13 protein-coding genes and 1 riboswitch are annotated in these 15,161 nt (G+C 63.6%); of the genes, 4 read left to right on the forward strand and 9 right to left on the reverse strand.

The window, feature by feature from the left end:
- Nucleotides 1-13: 13 nt before the first annotated feature.
- Nucleotides 14-1,444, forward strand: coding sequence for an amidase (locus ACKLNI_RS16450; protein ID WP_413720180.1), 1,431 nt, complete (start codon nt 14-16; stop codon nt 1,442-1,444).
- A gap of 1 nt (nt 1,445) precedes the next feature.
- Nucleotides 1,446-2,840, forward strand: a complete 1,395-nt coding sequence (locus tag ACKLNI_RS16455) for an amidase (protein ID WP_413720181.1) — start codon at nt 1,446-1,448, stop codon at nt 2,838-2,840.
- Between the two features lie 16 nt (nt 2,841-2,856).
- Here the strand turns inward: ACKLNI_RS16455 and ACKLNI_RS16460 are convergent, their stop codons facing one another.
- The 4 genes from ACKLNI_RS16460 to ACKLNI_RS16475 form a co-directional block, all read right to left on the reverse strand.
- Nucleotides 2,857-3,669: an ABC transporter permease gene (locus ACKLNI_RS16460; RefSeq protein WP_413720182.1), complete on the reverse strand. Its 813-nt coding sequence runs from the start codon at nt 3,667-3,669 to the stop codon at nt 2,857-2,859.
- A complete protein-coding gene (locus ACKLNI_RS16465; protein ID WP_413720365.1) occupies nt 3,666-4,556 on the reverse strand; it encodes an ABC transporter permease subunit in 891 nt (296 codons plus the stop codon). The genes ACKLNI_RS16460 and ACKLNI_RS16465 overlap by 4 nt, the downstream gene beginning before the upstream one ends.
- Before the next feature lie 16 nt (nt 4,557-4,572).
- On the reverse strand, nt 4,573-5,706 hold the full coding sequence (locus tag ACKLNI_RS16470) for an ABC transporter ATP-binding protein (protein ID WP_413720183.1): 1,134 nt from the start codon (nt 5,704-5,706) through the stop codon (nt 4,573-4,575).
- A gap of 66 nt (nt 5,707-5,772) precedes the next feature.
- Nucleotides 5,773-6,858: a polyamine ABC transporter substrate-binding protein gene (locus ACKLNI_RS16475; protein WP_413720184.1), complete on the reverse strand. Its 1,086-nt coding sequence runs from the start codon at nt 6,856-6,858 to the stop codon at nt 5,773-5,775.
- Nucleotides 6,859-6,983: 125 nt separating this feature from the next.
- Here ACKLNI_RS16475 and ACKLNI_RS16480 point away from each other — a divergent pair, with 125 nt between their 5' ends.
- Together ACKLNI_RS16480 and ACKLNI_RS16485 are read left to right on the forward strand one after the other, a co-directional pair.
- The gene (locus ACKLNI_RS16480) at nt 6,984-7,634 is read left to right on the forward strand and encodes a GntR family transcriptional regulator (RefSeq protein ID WP_413720185.1); all 651 of its coding nucleotides are present in this window, start codon (nt 6,984-6,986) and stop codon (nt 7,632-7,634) included.
- 72 nt (nt 7,635-7,706) lie between these two features.
- Entirely contained in the window at nt 7,707-9,104 is a 1,398-nt protein-coding gene (locus tag ACKLNI_RS16485; protein ID WP_413720366.1) for an aspartate aminotransferase family protein, read from the forward strand.
- Nucleotides 9,105-9,202: 98 nt separating this feature from the next.
- Here the strand turns inward: ACKLNI_RS16485 and ACKLNI_RS16490 are convergent, their stop codons facing one another.
- From ACKLNI_RS16490 to ACKLNI_RS16510, 5 genes are all read right to left on the reverse strand, one after another.
- Nucleotides 9,203-10,015 (reverse strand): ABC transporter substrate-binding protein, encoded by an 813-nt coding sequence (locus ACKLNI_RS16490; protein WP_413720186.1) that lies wholly within the window; start codon nt 10,013-10,015, stop codon nt 9,203-9,205.
- Nucleotides 10,002-11,786: a TonB-dependent receptor plug domain-containing protein gene (locus tag ACKLNI_RS16495; RefSeq protein WP_413720187.1), complete on the reverse strand. Its 1,785-nt coding sequence runs from the start codon at nt 11,784-11,786 to the stop codon at nt 10,002-10,004. The genes ACKLNI_RS16490 and ACKLNI_RS16495 overlap by 14 nt, the downstream gene beginning before the upstream one ends.
- Nucleotides 11,787-11,918: 132 nt before the next feature.
- A riboswitch (cobalamin riboswitch) is annotated at nt 11,919-12,121 on the reverse strand.
- 29 nt (nt 12,122-12,150) lie between these two features.
- On the reverse strand, nt 12,151-13,359 hold the full coding sequence (locus ACKLNI_RS16500; RefSeq protein ID WP_413720188.1) for a hypothetical protein: 1,209 nt from the start codon (nt 13,357-13,359) through the stop codon (nt 12,151-12,153).
- An 82-nt stretch (nt 13,360-13,441) separates the two neighbouring features.
- Nucleotides 13,442-14,164 carry an aspartate/glutamate racemase family protein gene (locus ACKLNI_RS16505; RefSeq protein ID WP_413720189.1) on the reverse strand — a complete coding sequence of 241 codons (723 nt, stop codon included), beginning with the start codon at nt 14,162-14,164 and terminating at the stop codon, nt 13,442-13,444.
- A gap of 34 nt (nt 14,165-14,198) precedes the next feature.
- The gene (locus ACKLNI_RS16510) at nt 14,199-15,101 is read right to left on the reverse strand and encodes a LysR family transcriptional regulator (protein ID WP_413720190.1); all 903 of its coding nucleotides are present in this window, start codon (nt 15,099-15,101) and stop codon (nt 14,199-14,201) included.
- Nucleotides 15,102-15,161: the final 60 nt, after the last annotated feature.

The raw sequence follows: 15,161 nt of genomic DNA on the forward strand, positions 1-15,161 counted from the left end.
TGAATGGCGTACGATGCTGGACTACGACACCTATGACATGACAGGGCTTGCGGCCCTTGTATCGAAAAGGAAAATCACGCCCGGCGAGCTTCTGGACCTTGCCTTGTCGCGGCTGTCGGACGTGAACCCGCGCCTTGCGGCGGTTGTCATTCTTGCGGAAGAGACTGCGCGGCGAAAAATCGCAGCAGGCCTGCCTCCCGGCCCCTTTCACGGCGTGCCGTTCCTGCTGAAAGACTCCGGCTGCGAAGCAGTGGATTTCCCCAGTCACGAGGGGTCGCGTCTGATGACCAACAGCCATTGGCCCGAGGACTCGAACCTGTACACGCGACTGATCGGTACCGGCCTCGTTCCGTTCGGACGCACCGCTATTCCCGAGAACGCCATCGGTGTCGCCACCGAAGCGGCGGTCTATGGCGCACCCACCCGCAATCCCTGGAACCTCGAGCACACACCGGGCGGCTCGTCCGGCGGTTCGGGCGCGGCCGTCGCGGCGGGGATCGTTCCCGGCGCGCATGGTTCGGACGGGGGCGGTTCGGTCAGGATCCCGGCTTCGTGCTGCGGCCTGTTCGGCTTTAAACCCACCCGCGCCCGCCTGCCCGACGGCCCCTACTCCGGCGAAGGATGGGGCGGCATGGCGATCGAGGGCTTCCTGACACGATCGGTACGGGACAGCGCGACGCTCCTGGATGCCGTGTCCGGGCCGGATCTTGGCGCGCCCTATGCCGCGCCTCCATTGCGGGAGAGCTACACCGCCGCGCTTTCGGCCTCGCCGGCACCTCTCCGGATCGCGCTCTGCGACACCCGTTTCGACGGCACAGCCATCGATCCCGCGTGCCGCGATGCCGTCCACGATGCCGCCCGGCTCCTCGAAGACATGGGGCACATCGTCGAGCCCGCCCGGCCCGACGCCGATCACCGCGCCATGATGGAAGCCTGGACCGACATCGTCGCCTGCGGCACTGCGCTCTCCGTGCGTTCGGAACTGGCCACGCTGGGTCGCGCGTTGCGGCCCGACGACGTCGAAGGCGTCACGCGCGGCGCCATAGCCCATGCCGCCACCATCGACGGCGCGGGCTATCTCAAAGCGATCGGTACGATCCACCGCTATGGGCGCCAAATGGCAGCCTTCTTCGAGAACTGGGACATGCTTCTGACCCCCACGCTCGCCGAGCCGCCTGCCCTGATCAGCCGTTTCAACCACCAGACCGAGGATTACCTTGATTTCCGCCTCGGGCCGGGGCGCTGCTTCGATTATTCGCCATACTGCGCCGCCTTCAATGCCACCGGCCAGCCCGCCATGTCTGTTCCGCTCTGCTGGTCGGAAACGGGCCTGCCCATCGGCATCCACCTCGCCGCGCGCTTCGGCGAGGATGAGGCGCTGATGTCGCTCGCCGCAGATCTCGAGCGCGCCCGCCCCTGGTTCCACCGCCGCCCGGAGATCTGACATGACAGACCTGCCCGCAACCGCCGCTGAGATGTGCCGTGCCATGGTTGAAGGCCGCCTGAAGCCCTCGGACGTGATGGAAGCCACGCTGGACCGCATCGACGCGGTGAATCCCAAAGTCAACGCCATCGTCGCGCTGCGCCCCCGCGAGGAGTTGATGGCCGAGGCCCGCGCGCTCGACGATGCCGCGCCCACCGGCCCGCTCTTCGGCCTGCCCATGGCGGTCAAGGACCTGCAGGCCACGAAGGGCCTCCGCACCACATGGGGCTCCCCCATATACGCCGATCACGTCCCCACAGAGGACGACATGTTGCCCCGCCGCCTCCGCGCGGCGGGCGCGATCATCATCGGCAAGACCAACACGCCCGAGATGGGCCTTGGCTCGCACACCTACAATCCGGTTTACGGCGCTACGCTCAACCCGTGGAATCCGTCCCGCACGGCCGGCGGCTCTTCGGGCGGCGCGGGCGTCGCCCTTGCCACCGGAATGTTGCCCATCGCCGATGGCTCGGATATGATGGGCAGCCTGCGGAACCCTGCAGCCTGGTCCGGCGTCTATGGCCTGCGCCCCAGCTTCGGACTCGTCCCCGAAGACCCCGGCACCGACAAGATCCTGCACCAAATTTCGACCGATGGCCCGTTGGCGCGGCACCCGTCGGACCTCACGCTTCTCCTCAACGTCCTCTCTGCACCCGACCCGCTCTGGCCCCATTCCGTCTCCCGACTTCCCGCGACACCCGGCCTCGTGGGCAAGCGCATTGGCTGGCTGGCCGACTGGGGCGGCGCCTGGCCGTTCGAGGACGGCATCCTGTCTCTCTGCGAAGCCGCGCTTGCGCGCATGGAGAAGGCCGGCGCCTTCGTGGAGCGGCTTGATCCCCCGGTCACACGCGAGGAGATCTGGGACGGCTGGACGACGCTCCGCTCTCTGTCACTCGCTGCGGGCAACGAGGCGGACTATGCCAGCCCGAAGGCCCGTGCGCAGATGAAAGAGGCTCTGATCTGGGAAATCGAGCGCGGCCTCGCAATGTCCGGCACCGATATCCGCCGCGCCAGCGCCGCCCGCGCCCGCCTCTTCACCGCACTGGCCGGTCTCTTCGCGAAGTACGACGCGCTGGCCATTCCCACGACGCAGGTCTGGCCCTTCCCGGTCGAGACGGTGCACCCGACCGAGATTGCTGGCGTCCAGATGGACACGTACCACCGCTGGATGGAATGCATGGTTCCGGCCAGTCTCACCGGCCTGCCCGCGCTGTCCATCCCTGTGGGCTTTGGCCCCGAGGGTCTGCCGGCCGGCATGCAGCTGATCGGCTCCAAAGGCAGCGACGACCGGCTCATCGCGCTTGCCACCGCCTGGCACGAGGCATCGGACTGGCAGAAGCACACCCCGCCGCTCTGACGCAAGAGGACCAGCCCTAGCCGGCCGCCATGCGCTCCTCGCGTTCGCGCTTGCTGATCTGGTGCTTCGAAATCAGCGAGGCGCTGATCACGCCGACGGTGACGATCGCGATTATGATCGTCGACAGCGCGTTGATCTCGGGACTGACGCCCAGTCGTACCGACGAGAAGATCTTGATCGGCAGCGTCGTCGCGGACGGTCCCGCCGTGAAGCTCGCGATCACGAGGTCGTCCAGAGACAGCGTGAACGCCAGAAGCCAGCCGGAAATGACGGCCGGCGCGATGATCGGCAGCGTCACCAGCCGAAACGCCTCCCAGGGCGAGGCTCCAAGGTCCAGCGCCGCCTCTTCCAGCGACTGATCGAAAGTCACCAGCCGCGACGAGACTACCACTGAAACGTAACACATCGAGAAGGTCGTATGCGCCAGCACGATTGTAAGAACGCCCCGGTCAAGACCGATCGAGATGAACAGAAGCAAGAGCGACAGACCAGTGATCACCTCTGGCATGACGAGAGGCGCGTAGATCATGCCGGAGAACAGGGTACGGCCAAGAAATCGTCCCCGGCGCACCAGCACATAGGCGGCCATCGTGCCCAGCAGGGTCGCAATCGTGGACGAGAAGAACGCGACCCTGATCGTGACCCATGCGGCATCGAGGAACGCCTCGTTCTGCAGCAATTCACCGTACCACTTGGTCGAGAAACCGGCCCAGACCGTCACCAGCTTCGATTCGTTGAAGCTGTAGATCACCAGGATGACCATGGGGATGTACAGGAACGCGAACCCCAGTGTCAGCGAGACGACGTTGAACGGAGAAAGCTTGTTCATCCTTCGCGCTCCCGGCTCAGTTGCTGGTTCCGCTGGAACAGGATGATCGGGATGATCAGGATCAGCAGGAGGATGATCGCCACCGCGCTGGCCACCGGCCAGTCACGGTTGTTGAAAAACTCCTCCCACAGCACCTTGCCGATCATCAGCGTGCCCGATCCGCCCAGAAGCGACGGGATCACGAACTCGCCCAGCGCCGGAATAAAGACCAGAAAACACCCCGCCACGACGCCTGGCCGCGCAAGCGGCAGGGTGACCAGCCAGAAAGCGCTCATGCGAGAGCAGCCCAGATCCTCGGCGGCTTCGAGAAGGCTCGCATCCATCCGCTCCAGCGTGGCGTAGATCGGCAGGATCATGAACGGCAGGTAAGTGTATACAATACCGATATAAACCGCGATCTGCGTGTTCAGAAGGATCAACGGTGTATCGATCACACCCAGCCACATCAGGAATTGGTTCAGCAGACCTTCGTTCGAAAGAATGCCCATCCACGCATAGACCCGGATCAGGAAACTGGTCCAGAATGGAAGGATCACCAGCATCATCAGCGACGGCCGCCACTCTTCCGGGGCGCGTGCCATGCCATAGGCGATGGGAAAGCCCACAAGCAGCGTCAGAAATGTCGAGAGAACTGCAATCTGCAACGAAGAGAGGTAGGCCTTCCAGTACAGATCATCCTCTGTCAGGAAGACGAAATTCTCGAAATCGAGCTCCGAGAAAAAGCTTTTCAGCCCCGCCAAGCCGGCCGAGAAATCCAGCGTCGGCGTGTAGGGCGGGATCGACAGCGCGATGTCCGACAGCGAGATCTTCAGAACAATCGCGAAGGGCACCAGGAACAGGACCAGAAGCCACGCGTATGGAATGGCGACCAGCAGTTTCCGTCCGATATTCACGCCGCCGCCCTCACTTTTCCAGAAGAACGCCGCAGGCATCGGTCCAGTTGACCCAGACCGGATCGTCCCAGGTGAACCGCCGCCGCGTGTCGCGCTCGGTGTTGAAGCTCTGCGCCTTGATGATCTGACCGTTCCCCAGTTCGACATGATAGGTCGAGAGGTTGCCCAGATAGCCGATATCCACCACCCGGCCCTGCATCACATTGTCATCCGCTGGCTTGTCGGCGTGAATCTCCACCTTCTCGGGGCGGATCGCGTAATGGGCCGTCTGCCCGTCCGTGAAACCATGTGCGGACTTCGCCCGGATGGGTGGCTGACCCTCGGCCCAGGTCAGTTCATAGCAGCCGTCCGACCTGCGGACCGTCCCATCGAAGAAACTCGCATCGCCGAGGAAATCAGCGACATAGACCGAGTTCGGAGATTCGTAGATCACCGGAGGGGTCGCCACCTGGATCAGGCGACCCTGGTCCATCACCGCGACGCGGCTCGCGACCGTCATCGCCTCTTCCTGGTCGTGTGTCACGATCACGAAGGTCGTCCCGGTCTTTTCCTGGATGTCCATCAGTTCGAACTGCGTCTCTTCGCGCAGCTTGCGGTCCAGTGCGCCCAGCGGTTCGTCCAGAAGCAAAAGCTTCGGCGCCTTCGCCAGCGAACGGGCCAGAGCAACGCGCTGACGCTGACCACCCGAAATCTGGTGCGGCTTGCGCTTTGAGAACTTCTGAAGCTGGACCAGCTTCAGCATTTCCTCGACCCGGGCCTCGACCTTGTCCTTCGGCAGGCCATCGCGCCTGAGGCCGAAGGCAATGTTGTCCCAGACGCTCAGGTGCGGAAACAGCGCATAGGACTGGAACATCATGTTCACGGCCCGCTTGTTCGGCGGAACACCCGCCATGTCCTGTCCGTCGATGGTGATCCTGCCCTCGGTCGGAATCTCGAACCCCGCCAGCATCCTCATCAGCGTGGTCTTGCCACAGCCCGATGGACCAAGAAGCGCGAAGAACTCGCGCCGGTAAATGTCCAAAGAAATATCGTCGACCGCGGTGAAATCACCGAACCGCTTGGTGACGTTTTCGATCCGGATCAGCGGTGCTTCGTTCGGATCATCCCAAGGCGCGAATGTGGTCGCGCTTGCCCCAGACGCCATCTGCTCTTCCCTCTGCAGATAAAGGAACGCCCGAGGATGTCCCCGGGCGCTCTTGTCGTCAAGCTATCAGGTGCCGGACTTGATCTTTGTCCAGAGTCGGGTCACCACCCGCTGAACCTTCGGCTCCCACGGCGTCGTGGTGAACAGGTTGTCCAGCGTCGCCTCATCCGGATAGATCGCCGGATCGCCGATCACGTCCTCGACAAGGAACTCCTGCGAGGCCTTGTTGCCATTCGCGTAATAGACGTAGTTCGAGGCCGCAGCCATGTTCTCGGCGTCCATGATGAAGTTCAGGAACGTATGCGCTGCATCCGGGTTCGGAGCGTCGACAGGGATCGCCATCTGGTCGAACCACATCTGCGCGCCTTCCTTGGCTGCGTGATAGACGATCTCGTTGCCGTTGTCGGCCTCCGCCGCGCGGTCGCGCGCCTGAAGGATGTCACCCGACCAGCCCACGGCCACGCAGATGTCGCCATTGGCCAGCGCGTTGATGTACTCGGACGAGTGGAATTTCTGGATGTAGGGACGGATCGCCATGAACACGTCCTCGGCCTTGGCAATGACGTCAGGATCGTGGCTGTTCGGATCCTCGCCCAGGTACTTCAGCGCCATCGGGATCATCTCTGCGGGCGCATCAAGGAAATGCACGCCGCACGCGGCAAGCTTCTCCATGTTCGCCGGGTTCAGCACCAGTTCAAGCGAGTCGAGCGGCGCGTCCGGTCCCAGAGCTTCCTGCACCTTGCCGACGTTGGCGCCGATCCCGGTCGTGCCCCACATGTAGTTGATCGAGTATTCGTTACCCGGGTCGTATTGCGCGGTCCGCTGCTCGACAACATCCCACATGTTTCCTGCGTTCGGCAGCTTGGACATGTCCAGCTTCTGAAACGCGCCTGCCTGAATCTGCCGCTGCAGGAACGTACCTGAGGGCACCACGACGTCATAGCCCGAACCGCCCGCAAGCAGCTTGGTCTCCAGAACCTCGTTCGAGTCGAAGACGTCGTAGATCAGATCGATCCCGGTTTCTTCTTCGAACTTGGTAAGAAGCTCTTCGTCGATATAGTCAGACCAGTTGTAGACACGTACTTCTTCGGCCATGGCCGTGCTTGCCATCAGGCTTGCGGCCACCGTGAGTGGCAGAATTTTTGAAGTCATTTTATTCTCCCATTGGAACATGGCCCGATATTTGATCAAATGACGGGCGAGATACAAGCGATTCCTGTTATGCGACGCGACGCTGCCGCATTATTGGCTCTGGCCCAAACCAAGGAGCATGATTGTTGAGCACAAAGGTCATTAAACTCCCTGAACACCAGGCGATCTATCACAGGATTCGCAACCTGATCCTTTTCGGAACTCTCGTCCCGGGACAAGCGGTAACTATTCAGGGGCTCGCAGATTTGATCGGCGCGGGCATGACGCCGGTGCGCGAGGCGATCCGCCGACTGACCGCCGAGGGGGCGCTGGAAGCCGGCGGCAACCGGCGTGTTCGAGTGCCTCCAATAACTCGCGAGAATCTGGACGAAATCAGCTATGTAAGGCTCGCCATCGAACCGCGCCTGACCGAACTCGCCGCCCGGCGCATGACCGACGGTTGCCTGTCGGAACTCCACGCCTTCGATCGCGAAGTGGATGCCGCGATCGCCAGTGGCGACATCGAACGCTACCTGGAGTTCAATTACAGGTTCCATTTCCGTCTCTATGATCAGGCCGAAGCCCAGATTCTCTCGAAAATCGTCTCTTCTCTCTGGCTCCAGGTCGGCCCAAGCCTGCGAATCGTCTGCGGGCGCTACGGCACAGCGAATCTGCCGGACAAGCATTCCGAGACCCTCGCCGCGCTCCACGAGGGCGACGCTGCGCGTGCGGCACAGGCCATTGCCGACGACATCCGTCAGGGCCTTGGTCAGGTCCGCCTCACACTCTTAGACTGACGGACTGCGATTGACCGCACCCCACTTTTGATCATATTTGGCGACAACCGCTCTTGACCCAGGATGCCCCAGATGACCGTGATCTCCACCAACTCCCCCACCGCCGAACTGCAGGCGATCGACGCGGCCCATCACATGCACCCGTTCACGCAAGCGGACGGCCTGGCAAAGAAGGGCGCGCGCGTCATCACGCGGGCCGAAGGCGTCTGGCTGACCGACAGCGAAGGCGAGCGAATCCTCGACGGCATGGCCGGCCTCTGGTGCGTGAATGTCGGCTACGGACGGAAAGAGCTGGCCGAGGTCGCCGCGCGCCAGATGCAGGAGCTGCCCTTCTACAACACCTTCTTCCAGACCACCCACGTTCCGGTCATCCAGCTAGCCGCCAAGCTGGCCGAGGTGGTGCCGGGCGATCTGAACCATGTTTTTTTCGCTTCCGGCGGCTCGGATGCCAACGACACCAACCTTCGCATGGTGCGCCATTACTGGTCGCTCAAAGGCAAGCCCTCCAAGAATGTCGTGATCAGCCGCAAGAACGCCTATCACGGCTCCACGGTCGCCGGCGCCTCGCTGGGCGGCATGGTACCGATGCACCAGCAGGGCTCACTGCCAATCCCGGACATCCACCACATCAACCAGCCGAACTGGTGGCTTGAGGGCGGCGAGATGACCCCGCATGATTTCGGCCTCGCCCGTGCCCGCGAGTTGGAGGAGAAAATCCTCGAGCTGGGCGAGGACCGTGTCGCCGCCTTTATCGCGGAACCGATCCAGGGCGCGGGCGGCGTGATCGTCCCCCCCGACAGCTACTGGCCCGAGATCCAGCGTATCTGCGACCAATACGAGATCCTCCTGATCTGCGACGAGGTGATCTGCGGCTTCGGCCGGACGGGCAACTGGTTCGGCCATGAAACCGTCGGCGCGAAACCCGACATCATCACCATCGCCAAGGGCCTCTCCTCCGGCTACCAGCCGATCGGCGCCTCGGTCGTCTCGGACGAGATCGCCTCGGTTATCGGATCGGACGAGTTCAACCACGGCTACACCTATTCCGGTCACCCGGTCGCTGCCTCCGTGGCGCTGGAGAATATCCGCATCCTCCAGGACGAAAAGATCGTCGAGCATGTCCGCGACGTGGCCGGCCCCTACCTCAAGGAAAAATGGGAAGGGCTCACGGCGCATCCGCTGGTCGGCGAGGCGAAGATCGTCGGCATGATGGGCTCGATCGCCCTGACGCCCCACAAGGAAAGCCGCGCCCGCTTCGCGGCCGATCCGGGCACCGTGGGCTACATCTGCCGCGAGTTCTCCTTCGGGAACAACCTGATCATGCGCCATGTCTACGACCGCATGATCATCTCGCCGCCGCTGGTGATGACCACGGGCGAGATCGACATCCTGATCGAACGCGCATGGAAGACGCTCGACATGACCCATGACAAGCTCAAGGCCGAAGGAATGATGCAGGCCGCTTCCTGAGCGCCCGCGTCCCGCTTCCATCGGCCCTGAAATATCCCAGGGGGTGCGGGGGACAGCGTCCCCCGCGTCGCGACGCGCGGAAGGCGCGGCGCAATTCCTCAGTTCCGATGCCCCTCGCGCAGGCGGATCAGCGCCTCGACGGCATCCAGGGTTGCCGGCAGCCCGCAGGCCCAGACCGCATCGCTCTCGACACGCGGGATATCGGCGATGGCGGGATGATCCATCAGCGCCTCCGCCTGGCTGGACCCGGGATAGGCACCGGAGGTGATCAGAAGATCGGGACGGTTCAGAATCAGGACCTCGACCGGGATATAGCCGCCGTCCGTTCGCCCGACCCTGTCGGCCAGATTGTCGAACCCCGCGCGTGTCAGGATGTCATGGGCGAGCGTCCCCTCGCCCAACGAATATCCGCCCGCATGGAAGAACGCCGCCTCCGGCCGCGCGCCGCCGGGCTCCGGCAGAGCGGCCAGCCGCGCCTCGACACCGCGCGCCATCTCCTCGGCGACCGCCTCCCGCCCCAGAAGCGCGCCCACTTCGCGTAGCCGTCCCGGGATATCCGCCAGCCGCTCCACCCCGTCGACGCGCTCCACGCGGATGCCGAGGCGTTCAAGCATCCCCACCGCCAGAGGATCGGACCATGTGCTGGCCAACACGAGGTCCGGCTCCAGCCGGTAGATCTCCTCCGCGCCGCCGCGGTTCTTCGGCACGTCGGCCGCCTCGTCCGCCATGGCGGACAGGAACGGATCGAGCGCGATGTGAGAGACGGACACCACTTGGCCAGGCGCTGCCAGCAGAAGGGCGTACTGGTCGGCGCAGTGGTTCATGGTGACGACGCGCCGCGGTGAATCGGCAAGCGCCACGCCGGCGAAAGCCAGCGCAGCGCAGAAGGGTATCAGCCTAGAACGACGCATTCAGCCCGACGAAGACCGAGCGACCGGGCGAAGTGTAGGTCAACACCTCTTCGTAGTCCTCGTCGAACAGGTTCTCGACCCTCAGATAGGCCTGCATGCCATCCCGCACCTCATAGGTGAGCTGCACATCGGCCACTGTGTAGTCCGGCGCGGCCACTGTCGCGAACCCCGCGTCGATGTCCAGCCGGTCGGCCACGTGGCGGACAGACAGCATGCCGGACAGGCGGTCCGTGATGTCGGTCTCCGCACCCAGAACAAGGTCGTGACGCGGAACGCGCAGGGACCTGCCGCCCGGACCTTCTGAATCGGTGTAGGTATAGGCACCGAACAGGGAGACACGGCCCAGATCGACCTCGCCCGACAATTCCACACCCTGCGCCACGGTCTCGCCGGGCGTCTGGATATAGGTCGCGACGCCGAAACCGATCAGGTTGTCGATCTCGGAGCGGAACGCGGTGGCTTCGACCGACCAGGACCCGCCATCATGCGCGATACCCAGTTCCGCCGACCGGCTTTCCTCCGCTTCCAGCGCGGAATTTCCGAAAGGCCCGAACCGCTCGTAAAGCGAGGGCGCGCGGAACCCGGTGCCGACCACGCCCTTCAGCGTCGTCGCATCGCTCAGCCGATAGGCCAGCGCCAGCCGCCCGGTCGTGGCGTCGTCGAAATCGGAATGCACGTCGTGGCGCAGCGAGAACGACAGGTCGGCGCGGTCCGAGACGGCGTATTGCAACTCGCCGAACACCGCCCAGTTATCGGCCTCGGCAGAGGAACCGTCGATGCTGGAGCCTTCCTCCACCCAATCAGCACCGAAGGCCAGCTTGGCGTTCGCCGACAAATCCGTCGTGCCAAGATAGTCCACTTCGGTTCTCGTGCCTTCGAAGAGCCGTGAGAACCCGGTCGGATCCTCGCGGTCGATGACATAGCGCGACACCGAAAACTCGTGGTCGATCCGGTCGCCCCGGATCTCCGCAAAGGCCCGAAGTCCGGTCTTGGTCTCGAAGTAGAGGCCCGTCGGATCGAGATCGGTGTCGTCGTCCTCCACCTCGCTGTCAGCCCAGAAACCGTTCACACCCAGCGTGACCGCGTCGGTCACGTCGCGCGACACAAGGAACGAAAGCGAGGTCTGGCGGAACCCGTCGGCCTCGGCATTGCCGGGTCGGGCCGAATACCCGTCCGAGCGCACGGCGCCCAGCGTCAGGGCCGCCTCGCCCCGGTCGTCGAGATAGCCGAGGTGCAGCACGGACGACGCCCAGCCGAAACTGCCCGCCTCGGCCTGCCCGCCCCAGCTCAACCCCTCTTCGGTCGGTCGCCAGCTGGTGATGTTGACGGTGCCGGCAATCGCGTCCGATCCATAGACAGCCGTCTGCGTGCCCTTGGCGACCTCGATCCGGTCGGCCAGCGCACGGGTCATCGTTCCGAAGTTCAGCGCGGACTGCGGCGCCGAGGGATCGATCACGTCGATCCCGTCGATCGTAACACCGGTATAACGCTGCGGCAAACCGCGGATGCGGATATCGGCGTTCGCGCCCGGCGTACCGGTCCGCGTCACGCTGACGCCCGGCAGGCGCTCCAGCGTGTCGTCCAGTGTCGCGGCGCCATCAGCGATATCGCTGGCGTCGAGAATCTCGACAGATGCACCGGTCTCGTTCACGGCGACCGGGATCAGCCCCGAGGTGACAAGCGCTTCGTCAAGCTCGATCACGCCCTGCGCGAACACGGTCTGCGGCAGCACCAGCGCCACCGTCAAAAGTAATCTGGATTTGATTTTCATAATCCACTTTCCAATAGTCCAAAGTGACGGAAATCCGTCACCACCCCACTCAAGTCATTGGAAAGAAAGCCTTCCCGCAGACGGTTAAATCACCACTGCGGAATCCGCCGTTCGCCCCTCACCCCGAGAGAGAACCGGGTGACAGCCTTGGCAGGTCTCCTGGCTTGCGGGTCATCGCTGGGCTGGCCTTCCCGAACCCTCCGGGCTCAGTGGCATGTGCAGCCTTCGCTCTCCGCCTACAGTTGCGGGGGCAGCCGCGGAATTGGGAGATCCCTTACCGCGTTCCCTTTTCACCGTCCCGGCGCGAAACCGGAACGAAACCAAAGCTCGTCCCGGCTACGCCCGCACGCCATGCGAGTCAAGGTTAAGCGGCGGCGATTTGCGGTCTGTTTCCGTCACCACGCAGGGCCAGCCAGACATTCAGCCGCCACATGCCCCAGGCCAGCGGGATTGCCGCCAGCCCGCCCAGCGCCCAGGCGAGAGGTTCGTCCGACATCGTTTCGAAAAGCTGGGTATAAGCGTGAATCGCCCCGAAAGTGATTGCCGCGTTGAAAAGCCCGCGCCGGTTGGCATGCGCCGCCCAGAAAGCGCCCCCTGCCAGCAGCACGGCCCAGACCACCGAGAAGACATGCTCGGAAATGTGGAGGAACCGCGCCTCCCAGGCGTCGATGGCGGCGTGATAGTCGGTCCACTCCATGCCATTGACCCAGACAGGCCGACCGCCAACCAACTCAGCGCCAACATAGTCGCCCCAGAGCGAGCCGACGAGAAAGGCGAGGTTGCCGACGACCATCGCCATGATCGCGAGGATTCCGGCGTGCCGCCCGAAACGGTCCGGGGTGCGCGTCATCGCCCAGGCTCCCGCGCCCACAAGCGCCGACATCTGAAGGACCGTCAGCGTCGCCTCCGGCGAATAGAAGAAATAGGCGGCGTGGAAGTACCCGGTTCCCGTGTCCAGCATCTGCGCGAACGGCACGATGGCCAGCGCCGTGATGAAACGTACGTCCACCAGCACGCCCGCCCCCGCCACCAGTGCAGCGGCATAGCCCAGAAGAAGCGCGCGCGGCAGGCCCGAAACACCCTCTGCGGCCAGTCCGAGTCCCCAGAGGTGCAGCGCCACGCCCATCAACAGGACCGCGCCCGCCGCGAACTTCAGCGAAGCCGTCCGGGCAAAGACCCCGTAGGCCCCTGCAGCCAGCCCCGCGCCCAGCCCCAGCATCAGCCAGCCGGCGATGTCCTGGAACTTGTCGACCAGCTCGATCCCGCCGCCTGCCACAAGCATGCCCGCACCGACCAGCGCCGCAGCATTGCCCAGCATCCGGTAAAGCTCGCCTCCCCGGGCCAGAACCGCCACGCCTGCCGCGACGAAAACCGCGCCCGCAACGGCAACGGCCAGCGCATCGGCAAGCCAGAACACCAGTCCCAGGGTCGCCGCCACGATGCCAACGCACAGCACGACGTTGACGACCAGCGAAACCATCGTCTCGCGCGAGCGCCGGGCGATCTCGGCCCCCTGCGCTTCGGTCAGAATATTCTCGGCGATAAGCTGTTTGGTATCGACAACATGAGGCATGACGGCGACTCACTTTATGAACACTGTTCATTTCTGGGTAGCGCGACACTTTCAGTAAATCAACAAAAATCCTGAACGGCGTTCAAAATGCCGTCGCCCAATGCCTCGGAGACAGACCGGACTGGAACCAGCTCACAAAGGAAACCATTGAAAAGACGGGCAAACCAGTCGCCGTTCGGATCGCGCTGGCATAGGGCGTCATGTTGGTGCACTCCAGCACCAGAGCGCCCATTTCCGGATGTGCGGCCTGCATCGCAAGAGCCGCATCGACGTTGTCCTGCTCCGCCAGCGCCAGGTCCAGCTCATAGGCATCGTCAAGAATCGCCCGCGTGAAGTGCACTCCGCCCTCGGTCGTGCCGATCGGTGTGCCGTCGGGCACCCCTGCCTTTTCCAGATGCGCCGGTGTCAGAGTGGAGCCAGAGATCGTCAGGACACCGGCCCGCTTGCCCTTCGGCAACAGCGCATTCACGGCGCGCACCTGCATCAGCGACGAAGTCAGAACCGGCACGCCCACCGCCTCGGCGATCTCTTGCTGGAACAGGGCCAGGAAGCCGCAGTTGGTAGTAATTCCGTCCGCCCCGTCGGCTTCCAGCGACCGCGCCGCATCGATGAAGGACCCCAACAAGCCCTCTGCCCGCTTCCGGACCACCCGATCGGGCGACGCGTCTCGCACGACGCGGTACATCACCGGGAAATCCCAGGTTCCCGCGTTCCCCATGTCGCCCAGGACACGCGGGAAACGCGCCTCCAGCATCAGGATGCCCACCGAGGCCCCATAGATCGTCTTGCCGCCCGTCACCTTCATCGCCCTGCCCTCCAAAGCTGTCCGGCCCATACACTCAATCGGGGCGCCACGCCATGCGTCCCAGCCTCGCCTCCAGGTCCGCCAGGAACTCTCGACCAACGGCCGACAATGGCCGCGCTCGCGCCGTCACGATAAACATATCCAGCAGGATCACCGGCGCGAAGGGCCGCACCACGTATCCCGTGCCATCATCAGATGACAGGGTGAACGGGTCCACCAGCGTGACGCCCAACCCCTGCTTTACAAGGTTCAGGGCATTCCGGAAAAGGTCCGTATGGCCTCTGATCCGCAGACGCGCACCTTCGGCCTGAAACGCCTCGCGCGTGCGCGCTGTCACCATGTGATCGACACCCATCACGATGAAGGGCTCATCCGACAGTAACGACGGCGTCAGAACCTCGTGCTTGATCAGCGGCGAGGCCTCAGGGACCGCGCACTGGACCGAGAAGGACATCTCGCGGCGGTCCAGATCGTCATTCCGCAAGGGCTGCTCGCAAATGCCGATCTCGAACAGCCCTGCGCTGACCCATTCCTGGATCTTGGATGAATATTGCGACTGGAAGGCGATCGTCAGGTTCGGCCTGTCCCGCAAAAACTCGGCGATAACGACGGGCATGAACCCGAATGCCATCGCGTGGCTGGTCGCCACCTGCAACTGCCCGGCCTTCTGGTTCTGCAAATCCACGACGGCCTGTGTGACGTGGTCCAACCCGCGCACGACCGTATCGACCTCATGAAACAGAACCGAGGCCTCGGGCGTCGGCACAAGCCTCCCCCGCTGGCGCTCGAAGAGTTTCAGCTTTGTCTGGCGCTCCAACTGCGCGATCAGGTTGCTGATCCCGGGTTGCGAAATGCCAAGCGATTCCGCGGCACCCGTCACGGTGCCTTTCTCAATGATCGCGTGAAACGCCTGATATTGCCTGAATCTGGGAGCCATGAATGCATTACATCACTTAATCTTATGTGATTGTAAAATATTTGTATTAGAAATGATGCT

This window comes from Silicimonas lutimaris (assembly GCF_047314965.1).
In the GTDB taxonomy this organism is placed as follows: domain Bacteria; phylum Pseudomonadota; class Alphaproteobacteria; order Rhodobacterales; family Rhodobacteraceae; genus JAVJUV01.